Origin of the sequence: Methylobacterium sp. GXS13, from assembly GCF_001455965.1 — a bacterium.
In the GTDB taxonomy this organism is placed as follows: domain Bacteria; phylum Pseudomonadota; class Alphaproteobacteria; order Rhizobiales; family Beijerinckiaceae; genus Methylobacterium.
In genome coordinates, this window is record NZ_LKKO01000024.1 from 1 (window position 1) to 12,619 (window position 12,619).

General features: G+C 68.9%; 13 protein-coding genes. 8 read left to right on the forward strand and 5 right to left on the reverse strand.

From position 1 onward, the window contains the following. Positions 1–594, forward strand: a 594-nt coding sequence (locus AO398_RS07950; protein ID WP_058191523.1) for a peptidoglycan-binding protein, incomplete at its 5' end; no start/stop codon positions are given. Between the two features lie 112 nt (positions 595–706). Here the strand turns inward: AO398_RS07950 and AO398_RS07955 are convergent. Beyond that, positions 707–964 (reverse strand): hypothetical protein, encoded by a 258-nt coding sequence (locus tag AO398_RS07955; RefSeq protein WP_243960466.1) that lies wholly within the window; start codon positions 962–964, stop codon positions 707–709. A 308-nt stretch (positions 965–1,272) separates the two neighbouring features. Between AO398_RS07955 and AO398_RS07960 the strand changes: the two genes are divergently transcribed. The 4 genes from AO398_RS07960 to AO398_RS07970 all read left to right on the forward strand — a co-directional run bounded on the left by AO398_RS07960 (position 1,273) and on the right by AO398_RS07970 (position 3,672). Further along, a complete protein-coding gene (locus AO398_RS07960) occupies positions 1,273–1,611 on the forward strand; it encodes a DUF1491 family protein (protein WP_058191525.1) in 339 nt (112 codons plus the stop codon). Positions 1,612–1,613: 2 nt separating this feature from the next. Further along, the gene (locus tag AO398_RS29665) at positions 1,614–1,745 is read left to right on the forward strand and encodes a hypothetical protein (protein ID WP_280139120.1); all 132 of its coding nucleotides are present in this window, start codon (positions 1,614–1,616) and stop codon (positions 1,743–1,745) included. A gap of 174 nt (positions 1,746–1,919) precedes the next feature. Beyond that, positions 1,920–2,441, forward strand: coding sequence for a DUF1993 domain-containing protein (locus AO398_RS07965; protein WP_058191526.1), 522 nt, complete (start codon positions 1,920–1,922; stop codon positions 2,439–2,441). Positions 2,442–2,589: 148 nt separating this feature from the next. Next, a complete protein-coding gene (locus AO398_RS07970) occupies positions 2,590–3,672 on the forward strand; it encodes a molybdopterin-dependent oxidoreductase (RefSeq protein WP_058191527.1) in 1,083 nt (360 codons plus the stop codon). 174 nt (positions 3,673–3,846) lie between these two features. On the opposite strand, the gene dgcA is transcribed toward AO398_RS07970, so the two are convergent. Continuing rightward, complete coding sequence (dgcA, locus tag AO398_RS07975; protein ID WP_058191528.1) at positions 3,847–4,830, reverse strand: N-acetyl-D-Glu racemase DgcA; 984 nt, start codon at positions 4,828–4,830, stop codon at positions 3,847–3,849. 1 nt (position 4,831) lies between these two features. Next, positions 4,832–5,845, reverse strand: a complete 1,014-nt coding sequence (gene dgcN, locus AO398_RS07980; protein ID WP_058191529.1) for an N-acetyltransferase DgcN — start codon at positions 5,843–5,845, stop codon at positions 4,832–4,834. A 279-nt stretch (positions 5,846–6,124) separates the two neighbouring features. Between dgcN and AO398_RS07985 the strand changes: the two genes are divergently transcribed. After that, a complete protein-coding gene (locus AO398_RS07985) occupies positions 6,125–6,694 on the forward strand; it encodes a PAS domain-containing protein (RefSeq protein ID WP_058191530.1) in 570 nt (189 codons plus the stop codon). Between the two features lie 43 nt (positions 6,695–6,737). Here AO398_RS07985 and AO398_RS07990 read toward each other — a convergent pair whose 3' ends face one another. Together AO398_RS07990 and AO398_RS07995 are read right to left on the reverse strand one after the other, a co-directional pair. Continuing rightward, positions 6,738–7,289, reverse strand: a complete 552-nt coding sequence (locus AO398_RS07990) for an N-acetyltransferase (RefSeq protein ID WP_058191531.1) — start codon at positions 7,287–7,289, stop codon at positions 6,738–6,740. Positions 7,290–7,420: 131 nt separating this feature from the next. After that, on the reverse strand, positions 7,421–8,587 hold the full coding sequence (locus tag AO398_RS07995; RefSeq protein ID WP_058191532.1) for a type III PLP-dependent enzyme: 1,167 nt from the start codon (positions 8,585–8,587) through the stop codon (positions 7,421–7,423). 842 nt (positions 8,588–9,429) lie between these two features. Between AO398_RS07995 and AO398_RS08000 the strand changes: the two genes are divergently transcribed. Both AO398_RS08000 and AO398_RS08005 read left to right on the forward strand, forming a co-directional pair. Then, positions 9,430–9,936, forward strand: a complete 507-nt coding sequence (locus tag AO398_RS08000; protein WP_244498697.1) for an N-acetyltransferase — start codon at positions 9,430–9,432, stop codon at positions 9,934–9,936. Positions 9,937–10,433: 497 nt separating this feature from the next. Next, positions 10,434–12,530, forward strand: coding sequence for a methyl-accepting chemotaxis protein (locus AO398_RS08005; RefSeq protein WP_058191534.1), 2,097 nt, complete (start codon positions 10,434–10,436; stop codon positions 12,528–12,530). The last annotated feature ends 89 nt before the right edge of the window (positions 12,531–12,619 follow it).

Consider the following 12,619-nt stretch of genomic DNA (forward strand, 5'->3'; position numbering starts at 1 on the left):
AAGGCCACGGGCGCCTCCTGCCGGAACAGCCCGGGCACGGTGCTGAGCAGCGTCGTGGCCGTGGGCGCCGGGGGCTTCATCTGCTTCAACGCGCTGGGACACCAGTCCGGCCGCCATCCGGCGCCGATCCTGCCCAAGGTCGCGACCCAGAAGGCCCCCGCCCCCCGGGAGGCGGCAGCGGCTGCGAAGGAGGCGATCCGGGATGTCGTCAAGGAACCGACGCAGCCCGATCGGACCGTCGCCGCCAGGCAGGCCGCTCGGGACCCGATCGCCGAGTTGATCCGGTCCGATGAGACCACCGCCTCGGTGACGCCCCGGGCCGTGGCTGCTCGGAATGCCGCCAAGCCGGTGCAAAAGGATGCACCCAAGGACGCGGCGAAGACGACGAGTCTCGAGAAGGACGCGGGTCCGGTGCTGCGGGCGCAGAAGGCGCTGTCGAAGCTCGGCTATGGGATCAAGCCTGACGGCGCCATGGGGCCGGGCACCCGGGCGGCGATCGAGAAGTTCGAGCGGAGCGCCAAGCTCCCGGTGACCGGCGAGGCCGCGGGCCGGACCCTGCGCGCGCTGATGTCCCGCGCCGGCGGTCAAGGCTAGACCGCCCGCAGCCGGAGCGAGGACCGATTGGGCTGCGGGCGACTGGTAACAGAGAAGACCGAGCGCCGCCCCGCCCTTTGCGAGGTTCATCGCACAGGGCCGCGCAATGCGTTCAGTATTGCGTGCCGGTGAAGCGGCAGATCGTCTTGCAGCGCGGGCCACCATTGCCCTGCCAGGATTTGGCGTGACCGATCGAGCCGGTCATATCCTGGGTCGGATTCCCCCCGGAGCGATGGACCACGATATTGCAGGGATCGCTCGGCGTCCGCTGGTAACGGGGGCATGACCGCGACTCGCGATTGCTCAGCAGATCCATCAACGTCTCCGATGCAGCGCCGGCCGGCGCGGTCACGGTGAAGACGGACGCCATGACCAGCGCAGCAATCCATGCGAACCTCGGCATATCGATGATCCTTTCTGCGCCGCATCCTGTAAGTTTGAGCGGCATATGCCCAATTAATCACCAAAACTACTTGCTTATGTGCGCAAAAACACAGAGATGGAATTATTTTTAATCCCGAAGATCTGCAAATTTTTGCTGGAATATTTTGACTTCTTGATCGTGTTCTCGGAGCGTGCGTGGCTCCCCTGAGCAGGCGCCGGCGAACAGGTCATGTCCGGTTGCGTGGGCCGACGCTTTCGCGCATCCCGAATGCGCTTCCGGGAGGCCCGACACGCATGCGCCTGCGCTCCGATTTCTGGGTCTCGGCCCACCTGCGCCGCCTCGGGGTGGAAGGCATCCCGGCGGTGTTGCGCCGACGCGGGTCGCCGGAGGCCGGCGCGATCTTCGTGAAGGTCGATCGCCTCGACGGGACCGCCGACCTCTACGGCCCTGCCCCACAGGCCCTGTTCGAGACCGAGGACAGCGGCGACCGCCGCTTTGCCGCCCTGGTCACGGGGGGCACCCCGCTCGACGTGGAGGAGCGGCTGACCAAGGAAATCCGGTTCGACACCGATCTCTGGATCATCGAGATCGACGATCGCGAGGGGCGGCATTTTCTGGTGTTGGCGGAGTAGGTTTGCAGCTTACCGATCAGAAAATCATCGACCTCGGTCTGGATAGCTCCGGCATCGACGAGAGCGACATTCCGGGCGCCGTCGGAGCGGAGGCGCTCGCATGTGCTTCAACGGATCACGTCGTCGAAACGTAACGCTTGGCGCCCATCGCGTGAGGCTGCTCCGACCCATGCCAGCGTCCTGGATCGCAATGCGCGCTTCCCCGAGGCGGCCATTCGTCCAGCGTCCGGCCACTTCGCGCGACGCTCCCTCGCGCAGTGTGCGCCTTCTCACCGCGTCTTCGATGGCGGATGCCTAAGGCAGCCCGAATGAGCATCAGCATCCACGCCATCAGCGTTCCGATCTTCGTCAACGGGCTTCGCGCCATGAGCGCGTGGCTCGACAAGGCAGCATCGGAAAAGCCGGAAGCTGAGTTGTTCGTCCGGCGGCTCGCTCCGGACATGAAGCCTCTGCCTGCCCAGTATCAAATGGCGTCCGACACCGCGAAGAACGCGGTGGCACGGCTCGCCGGGATCGATGCGCCCCCGATGCCCGACGTGGAGGCGACCCTCGCCGAACTCGAGGAGCGTTGTGCGCGGACGATTGCCTTCGTCGAGGGCATCGATCCGGCCGCGTTGGCCTCAGGCGCGGAGCGCGAGGTGGAGCTCAAGTTCCCGAACGGCATGGGGTACCGCTTCAGCGGACAGGCCTATCTCACCGGCTTCGCGCTTCCGAACTTCTTCTTCCACGTGACCACAGCCTACGGGATCCTCCGCGGCGCCGGAGTGAGTCTCGGCAAGCCGGATTTTCTCCAGCATCTCGGGCCGCCGAACATCCGCACCCCGCAGTAGTCGTTCAAGTACTCAAGGCCCGGAACCGCTCTGGGTGATCGGGTGAACGCGCGCCCGACGACTTCGCCCCGGCTGTGTCCGGGGCGATGATTGAGCCTTCCCGCCGCCGGCGCGTTCACCCCCTGTCCTCACCCGAACGGGAGCCCCGATGTCGAGCCTATCCGAGCGAAAGGCTCGCCTGATCGTCCATGGCGATCGACCCTACAATGCCGAACCGCCTCTCGGCCGACTGCGCGCCTCCTACCGGACCCCGGCGGCGGACTTCTATGTCCGATCGCATGGCGATCTACCGGACCTCGACCCGGAAACCTGGCGCCTCACCGTCGATGGCGGAGCCGGTGTCAAGCTGGAACTTTCGCTGCATGACCTCCGCACCCGCTTCGCGGAAGCCACGGTCACGGCGACGATGCAATGTGCCGGCAATCGTCGTGCCGACATGCGACCGGTTGCACCGGTATCCGGCGATCCCTGGGATGCCGGCGCCATCGGGACGGCCGAATGGACCGGGGTCCGCCTTGGCGACATCCTGCGCGAGGCAGGTGTCGCGGATGGTGCGGATCTCCATGTGGCCTTCGAGAGCCACGACCTGGTCGAGGGCCGCCCGTACGGAGCCTCGATTCCACTCGGCAAGGCAGTGGCGCCCGAGACCTTGCTCGCCTACGCCATGAACGGTGAAGCCTTGCTGCCCGAGCACGGCTTCCCGGTCCGCGCGGTCGTGCCGGGCTTTGCCGGCGTGCGCAGCCCCAAATGGCTCCGGCGCCTCGCCGTGCAGGATCACCCATCCGACAACCCGATCCAGGCCGACGATTACAAGCTGTACCCGCCCGACGTGACCGCGGAGACGGCGGATCCGGCCAAGGGACACACCATCGATACGATGCCGCTGAACGCCGCGATCTGCGAGCCGGAACGCGGAGCCGCCCTCAAGGCCGGAAGGAACTGGCTTCGCGGCTACGCGGTGAGCGGCGACAGGGCCATCGTACGTGTCGATGTCTCCGGGACTGGAGGCCGGTCCTGGATGCAGGCTCGTCTGGAGCACGAGCCGGATGCGCCATTCGCATGGACGTTCTGGAGCGTGGAACTCGATCTGCCTCCAGGCGAGCACGAGCTGGCTGTCCGCGCCTGGGACGCGGCCGGCCAGACGCAGCCGGCGCTGCCGGACGACACCTGGAACCACAAAGGCTACCTCTGCACCTGTTGGCATCGGGTGCGGGTGCGTGTGACCGACTAGACCATCGATCGATAGATCCCCGCATCCAATGACCGAGGCGGGCCGTGAGCGGGCGGGACCCGACATCCGCTCCGTTATCTCCGCCGCACGTCAGCGGACGGGTGGAAATCCACCTGTTGCAGACCTCACGGACGGGTACCAAGCGTCAGATTTCGACGTCTGGGCACGCTCCCCCTACCCCCACAAATCCGCCTCCGGCGGATGCACGATGCTGCCGTCGTAATGCAGCGGCGAGTCGCGGTCGCGGGCGAGGAGCAGCGGACCGTCGAGGTCGACGAAGTCGGCTTGCGACGCCAGCAGCGTGGCGGGCGCCATGCCCAGCGAGGTGCCGAGCATGCAGCCGACCATCACGGAGAGGCCGCGGGCCCGAGCCTCGCGAGCGAGCAGAATCGCCTCGGTGAGGCCGCCGGTCTTGTCGAGCTTGATGTTGATCGCGTCGTAGCGGCCGGCGAGCGCGTCGAGGCCGGCGCGGTCGTGCAGGCTCTCGTCGGCGCAGACCGGGACCGGGTGCGGGATCTCAGCGAGCAAGGCGTCGGCATCGGCCGGCAGGGGCTGCTCGATGAGAGCGACACCGGCCTCCAGGCAGGCTGCGAGGTTGGCTTCCACGGTCTCCGGCCGCCACGCCTCGTTGGCGTCGACGATCAGCCGCGCTTGCGGCGCGCCGGCCCGCACGGCGGCGATGCGCTCGGGATCGCCGGCGCCGCCGAGCTTGACCTTGAGCAGCGGCCGGTGGGACGCCGCCCGGGCGGCCTCGCCCATGCTCTCCGGGGTGCCGAGGCTCAGCGTGTAGGCGGTGACAGCCGGGGTGGGGGCGGCCAGCCCGGCGATCTCCCAGGCCCGGCGGTCCTGGAGCTTGGCCTCCAGATCGAACAGGGCGCAGTCGAGGGCGTTGCGGGCAGCGCCCGCCTTCATCCGTGCCGTGAGCTCGTCCCGCCCGATCCCGGCGCCGATCGCGTCGGCCTGCCCCTCGATCAGCGTGACGACGCTCTCGACGCTCTCGCCGTAGCGTGGATACGGCACGCATTCGCCGCGCCCGATCCCGTTCGCGTCCGTGATCGTCGCCACCACCACGGCGATCTCGGTGCGGCTGCCGCGGGAGATCGTGAAAGCCCCGGCGATCGGGAAGCGCTCGACGGACAGGGTGAGGCGACGGGCCATGTCAGACCTCCGGGAAGTCGGCAACGATCCGATCGACCAGCCCGGCGACGCCGAAGCGCACCGGGTCGGTGGCGGGCAGGCCGTGCTCCGCGGCGAGTTTTTCCAGGAGCGCCTGCGCTTCGCTCTCGCCGAGCGCCTGCGTGTTCACGGAAATCCCCACCGGCTTGATCGCCGGGTTGGTCAGGCTGCCAAGCTGCACCGTGAGGTCGATCACCTGCTGGAGGGTCGGCAGCGGGTGCTTCACGCCGCGCATGGTGGTGCGCGAGGGCTCGTGGCAGACCACGAAGGCATCGGCCTGGGCGCCGTGCAGCAGCCCGAGGCTGACGCCCGCGAAGGACGGGTGGAACAGCGAGCCCTGGCCCTCGATCAGGTCCCAGTGATTCGGGGCGGCCTCGGGGGAGATCGTCTCGACCGCGCCGGAGATGAAGTCGGCCACCACGGCGTCGATGGCGACGCCCTTGCCCGAGATGAACACGCCGGTCTGGCCGGTGGCACAGAAATCCGCGTCCAGGCCGCGCTCGCGCATGCCCCGCTCCAGGGCCAGCACGGTGTACTTCTTGCCGACCGAGCAATCGGTGCCGACGGTGAGCAGGCGCCGGCCCGCGCGCTTGGTGCCCTTGCCGGTGGGGAAGCGCTCGTCGGTGTGGCGCACGTCGTGGAGCTGCCGGCCGCGCCGGGCGGCGGCCTCCGCGATGGCCGGGACCGCGCCGAGCTTCACGTGCAGGCCGCTCGCCACGTCGAGCCCGGCCTCGATCGCCGCCACGATCTCCTTCACCCAATGGTCCGGCAGCACGCCGCCGGCATTGACGACGCCGATCACCAGGGTCCGGCAGCCCTTGGCCAGGGCCTCGGGCAGGGTCATGTCGGGGATGCCGAGATCGGCGGCGCAGCCGGGGAGCCGCATCTGGCCGACGCACCAGTCCGGGCGCCAGTCCTTGATGCCGTAGGCGGTCTTGGCCGCCAGCGTGTCGGGCACGTCGCCCAGGAACATCAGATAGGGCGTGGCGATTTGCATCGGTCGGGAAGCCTTCTGGGGAAACCGGCGGCCCGTCTATGCGGGATCGCGGCCGCCCGGCGCAATGCACGATGGCGGCCAGGGCGGTGGACGCTGCCTCCGCCGGGCGCATCCCGGGCATGCCCCGGATGCGACGCCGACGAATCATCCGCGGCATTCTCACACCCGATCAGCGCGATTCGGAACGGGCTGCCGCCACGTACGATTGCCAGAGCACCCCGTGCTTCCGATTTGCGACTTGTGCCGATCGGGCCGCCATCCGCAACCGGAGGCCCTCCGATGATCTTCATGACCGACGCCGCGGGGGCCCTGACCTATGTCAGCTCCGAATGGCACGGCCTTACCGGGCAGGACCGGCACGAGGCCGTTGGGCAGGGCTGGTTCGAGCGGCTCAACACCGAGGACGGCGCGGTGCTGCGGGCGGTCATCAGGGAGGCGGCGCAGGCCCAGGCGGAGTTCGTCGTCCGGTTCCGCCTGGCCCGCGAGGGGGGCGGGTCGATCTGGGCGGCCGCCGGGGCGGTGCCGTCCTACGGCCCCCCGAACCAGACCTTCCTGGGCTTCCTCGGCTCGATCACCGAGCTTGCCCCCGGCGGCAGCGAGACCCAGGCGCAGGGCGGCCTCGGCCGCTTCGTCCCGCCGCCGCCACGCCCCTCGACGGCGCCGGCCTCGACTCTCGACTTGGTGGCCGATCATCTCCTGATCGCCCACGGCCTGATCGAGGTGGATGGTGGCAAGTCGGCGCTCGAGCCCCTGCGGGAGGCCTTGTTCCGGGTCGGCCAAGAGATCGCCCAGAAGATGACCGCGCCACCGGCCCCATCGCAGCTCGAGAGCGGCGATACGCTTCACTGACGTCGGCCCCGGCACTCACCGGGACCGATCGCAGCGCGGGTGTTCAGGCGGCGCGTCGTCGCGCGACCGCAGCCTCGTCCGACACCGTCTCGACCGAGGCGAGGACGCCCGTCGGCCGGACCATACCCTCGGCCCCGGCGAGCGCGCCCGGGCGCAGCTCCAGGCCGAGGAAACGCGCGCGCTCGAACGGGCCCGGCAAGGTGAGGCCCTCCGCAAGCGCGGGGTCGAAGCCGAAGCGGACGTAGTACGGTGCGTCGCCCACCAGCAGCACGGCGCCGTGGCCGAGCGACTCCGCCCGGCCGAGGGCGGCCTGCATCATCACCGAGCCGAGCCCCTGGCCCTGGATCTCCGGGTCGACAGCGAGCGGCCCGAGGAGCAGCGCCGGGCGGGCGAGGCCGGCCTCGACATGCCACAGCCGCAGGGTGCCGACGAGGCCGCCGCGCCGGCTCGCCGCGAAAGCGAGGCCGCGGGCAGGCAGGCGCCCCTCGCGCAGGCGCTCCGAGGTCTTGGCCCGTCGGTTGCCAGCAAAGCACGCGTCGAGCAGGCGCTCGCGTGCCGGGACATCCTGGATGCGTTCCGCGCGGATCTCGATCATGACGGTGCCCTCCCCGGGCCGGCAAGCGGGAGAAGCGGTCTTGTGACGGCGGGGCGAATGCCCCGCGCCAAGGCGGATGCTGAAGATCGACGTCCGGCGGCGCGGTGCCGCCGGACCTGTCCTACGCAGGCTTAAATGACGATCTGCTGAAGAGGCGGGAAGCCGTTGAAGGCCACCGCCGCGTAGGTCGTGGTGTAGGCGCCCGTGCCCTCGATCAGGACCTTGTCGCCGATCGAGAGCGAGACCGGCAGCGGGTAGAGCTGCCGCTCGTAGAGCACGTCCACCGAGTCGCAGGTCGGCCCGGCGATGACGCAGGGCTCGGTCCGGTCCCCGTCCCGGGTGGTGCGGATCGGGTAGCGGATCGACTCGTCCATGGTCTCGGCCAGGCCACCGAACTTGCCGATGTCGAGATAGACCCAGCGCACCTCGTCGGCGTCGGCGGACTTCTTCGACACCAGCACGACCTCGGCCTCGATCAGGCCGGCATTGCCGACCATGCCGCGGCCCGGCTCGATGATCGTCTCCGGGATCTGATTGCCGAAATGCTTGGTTAGGCCGCGGAAGATCGCCTCGCCGTAGCTCTCCACGCCGGGCACCGCCTTGAGGTACTTGGTCGGGAAGCCGCCGCCGAGATTGACCATCGACAGGAAGATGCCGCGCTCGGCACACTCGCGGAAGATCGCCGCCGCGGAACCCAGCGCCCCGTCCCAGGCCTCGGTGTTGCCCTGCTGCGAGCCGACATGGAACGAGATGCCGTAGGCCTCGAGCCCCTGCCGGTGGGCGTGCTCGAGCACGTCGGTGGCCATCTCGGGCACGCAGCCGAACTTGCGCGAGAGCGGCCAGTCGGCGCCGGCGCCGTCGCACAGGATGCGGCAGAACACGCGCACGTCGGAGGCCGCGACCTCCATGGCCTCGGCAGCCCGGACGATCTTATCGACCTCGGCCTGGCAATCCACCGCGAACAGGCGGATGCCGAGCTTGAGCGCACGGCCGATGCAGCGCTCCTTCTTGATGGTGTTGCCGAAGGAGATCCGGTCCGGGGTGGCGCCGGCGGCGAGCGCCATCTCCATCTCGGCCACCGAGGCGGTGTCGAAGCAGGAGCCCATCTCGGCGAGCAGGCGCAGCACCTCGGGGGCCGGGTTGGCCTTCACCGCGTAAAACACGCGGGTGTCCGGCAGGGAGCGCGCGAAGGCGGTGTAGTTGTCGCGCACGACATCGAGGTCGAGGACCATCACGGGCCCCTCGTCCTGACCGAGGTCACGGCGCACGCGCAGGAAATCACGGATGCGATCGGTCATGGTCGTCTCCCGGCACGGGTTCGCGAGCGCCCGTCCTGCGGGCGCGCTGTCGATGTGACGACCCAACGGGTCGCCGGCGTCAGGGGGCGATGCGTCGCGCGGACCCACGCGCTTTGGAGACGCGTCGATCCAGGCGGGCGCAGAGCACCCGGAAGCTGCCGTGGATTGGAAGGGAGGACCCCCACCGCACGCCGGGCAAAGAGAAACAAGCCTCTTCGGTGCCGGCCTTTGGAGGGCCGACGAGACCAAAAAAGCCCGTTCGTCGTTGCTTTAAGCTGCGTCCCCCGTGGAGAGCGGGGTTCGCCGGTTTCGCCTCCGGCTGCCGGTTGTTGTCGGGGTCCGGTGTTGCCACCTGGATGCCGGCCGTAGGGATCCACCCTTGCGACCATCGATCCTTTAAGACCCCTGGCGGCTGTCCGGCAGTTGACCGGATGCCCACCAACCGGCACGCGGCCACAGGCACGTGCGAAATTGGGCACGGCGCATATACGGAGAACGCCCCCCGACAACAAGGGGATTGCGGCACGATCGACCCGTATTTCCCGGTCAAATCCGCACCGTGCCGCCGCCGTTGCAAAAACGGCGCATTCCGGGTGCGCGGCTGGCTCGCGCGGGCTTCCCAAGCGGTGCGGAAGCGGGCATCTCACCGCCGGAGCGATGTCCTCAGACGAGCGTACGATGGCCGGGCCGAACAGATCGAGAGCCGCGCCCGATCGCGTCGCCATCGCGCACGGCATCAACGCCGGAGCTTTGTACCCCCGCCTGCACCGAACCGATCGCTGCGTCGGCGATACGCCCGCCGGCGCGACGGCCTGGGCGTGAGCGGCTCTATGAATGCGCCGTTGAGCCTTCCCAGGCGGGATTCGCGCGGGGACGAACTGCCGAAGCCGGTGATCCGCGCGGCCAGCCTCGCCGATCTCGACGCCCTGGTCGCCCTGGAGCACGCCGCCTTCGCCACCGACCGGGCCGAACGCCGGGCGATTCGGCACGCGATTCTGTCCCCAAGCATGGACGTGCTGGCTGCGTTGATCCCGGGGCCGGACGGGGATCAGGATCCGGTTCTGGTCGGCGCGGCCGTGCTGGAGCGCCGACGCGGCAGCCGGATCGCCCGCCTCGCCTCGATCGCAGTGGCGCCCAACCGCGGCGGCCTCGGCCTTGGCGGAAAGCTCTTGGACGCCGCAGAGGCCCAGGCCCGGTCACATGGCTGCGACCGCCTGCGCCTCGAAGTCCGTGCCGATAACGGCGCCGGCATCCGCCTGTACGAGCGTCGCAGCTACAGCCGCTTCGCCGTGCAGCCTGCGTATTACGAGGATGGGATGGAGGCCTGGCGCTACGAGCGCGGTCTGTAGGCGGCGCAGCCGGCCTATCACCTGTCTCGTTCGCGGGCGGCATCATCAACGCGGCCTCCGCGACGGCGCGGCCCGATGGGAGATCGCGCAGCGGGTCGGCCGAGCGGCAACCGTGCGCGGGAGCGCCGACGGACAGGGACAGGCCGCGGCAACCGCGCTGGCTTCGAGGCGGGGCCACCGCCAGCCAGCATCCCGCCGGGACATCGCGTCGAGCCACCCGCACCGAACCGGGGCGAACCGCTCAGAGGCGGCAAATCTGCGGCCCCACCCTAACACCTGAAATTTTTTGCTGCACCACTATATAAATATGCAGCCCATTATCAATCCTCCCTCCGACTTTCATTATATTAATGAGCAGTATTATTTCTTATTGAAACCATAATCAGCATAGCTCGTCAATTTCTTGCGCAAATAACCAAAAAATTGACTCCTGCTCTTAGGGTTATATTTTGAACGACTCTAGATAAATCGAGCGTAATTTCAGAAGGAAACCATCGATGCAGTGGCTGGGGCGCGTCTCCATCCGAACACTGATGTGCCTGGTGATCGGCGTCATGGCGCTGATGGCGCTGGGCTACGCGGCGCGGACGCTGTTCGATGCACAGGAGCAAGTCGCGCAATCACGGAAGGCCGCGACCTTGGCGCAGGCGAGCCGGAGCCTCCTCAAGACGATCCTGCCGCTGCGTCTCGAAAGAGGCTCGACCCTCGCCCTGGGCGGCGAGGCGCCTGCAGCGTTCGACACGCTGGCAACGATCGCGAATAACCGGAAGCAGCTGGTCGAGAACTTTCAGCGAAGCCAAGCGCTCCTGAAGGACGTGGACGTACCCGCCGTCACGGCCACGCTCGGTCGGCTGAATGCGGCCCAGGAGGCCCTCGACGCCCTTCGTCCCGGCATCGACACGGCCCTGAGACTGCCGAAGGCGCAACGCGACCCCACGCTTCAACCCGCCGTCATGACCGCCTTCCAGACCCTGGCCGACGCTTTGACGACGACGGCGAACGCGGTCGATGGAGCGATTCCCCAATCCGACGTGCTCCTGCAGCGCTACCTCGTGCTCAAGCAGGCTGCCTGGACGGCCCGTGTCGCGAGCGGCAACGCGGCGCTTCGGGTGCAGGCGTCCGTGGTTGCCGGGACGTCGTGGTCCCTGTCCGAAACCATCTCGGCGGCGGAAGAGCGCGCCACGCTTCAAAACGCCTGGACGCGCACGGTCGCGGCCGCGTCCGATGTCTCTGGCCGGGCGCGGGCCGCCTTCCAGAAAGCCAGCGCCGACAATTTCGAGGGTGAATCCAAGGCCATCGCGCAGACAGTCTTCGACGCCCTCAGCCAGAAGAAGCCGCTGAGCTACACGTTCGAGGACCTAAGGCAGCGCAACATCGTCAATCAATTGTCGATCGTCGGCCTCGTCGACGCCGCGCTCGACGAGATGGTCGCGCGCGCCGAGGTTCTGGCCGATGAGGCGCGCAACGTCCTGATCCGCAATGCGGGGGCCTTGCTGGCGACGATCCTGTTCGTCGCGCTGGGCCTCCTGGCCCTGTTCGGTGGCGTGCTGGGCCCGATCCGCGCCATGACGGCGACGATGCGGGCTCTGGCGGACGGCGACGTGTCCGTCGAGATCCCGGCCAGCGGATACCGGAACGAGATCGGCGCGATGGCGGCGGCAGTCCTGGTGTTCAAGGACAACTTGATCCGCAGCCGGGCTCTTGAAGCCGAGACCGCTCGGGTCCGGGCCGAGGCCGAGGCGCAACGCAAGGCCGGTCTGCGCCAGATGGCCGAGGCGTTCGAGCGGGCGGTCGGCGGCATCATCGGCCTGGTCTCGTCCTCGGCGATCGAGTTGCAGACCACGGCCCAGTCCCTGACGACCACCGCGACCCAGACGGCCAGCCAGTCCACGACGGTCGCGGCCGCCGCCGAGCAGGCCACGACCAACGTCAACACCGTGGCCGCGGCCGCCGAGCAATTGGGTGTGTCGGTGCAGGAGATCGGCCGCCAGGTCGACGGCTCGACGAGGCTCGCGCAGGGCGCCGTCGCCGAGGCCGGGCAGACTGGGGCCCTGGTGCAGGAACTGAGCAGCGCCGTGGCCCGGATCGGCGACGTCGTCGGGCTGATTTCTTCGATCGCCAGCCAGACCAACCTGCTGGCGCTCAATGCCACGATCGAGGCGGCCCGGGCCGGCCAGGCCGGGCGCGGCTTCGCCGTGGTCGCTTCCGAGGTGAAGGCCTTGGCCGAGCAGACCGCCAGGGCGACGGACGAGATTTCCGGCCAGATCGCCCGGGTCCAGGCCTCGACCGGCGAGGCGGTGACGGCGATCGGCTCGATCACCGTCCGCATCCAGGAGATCAACGGCGTGGCAACCTCGATCGCCGCGGCCGTGGAGGAGCAGGGCGCGGCGACCCAGGAGATCGTGCGCAATGTCGGACAGGCGGCTCAGGGTGCAGGCGAGGTGACCAGCAACATCACCGGCGTCGCCGCGGCTGCGGACGAGACCGGCAAGGCGGCGAGCCACGTGATCGTCGCCGCCACCGAGCTGTCGCGCCAGTCCGAGCACCTCTCCGCCGAGGTGGCCCGCTTCCTCGACACCGTCCGCGCCGCATGACGGACAGGCCCCGGGCCGCCTCGGCAGGCGGTTCGGGCGTCGCCCTGTTCCCGCCCTGTTAGGAGAGTCTTACGGGTCCCACCCTACAT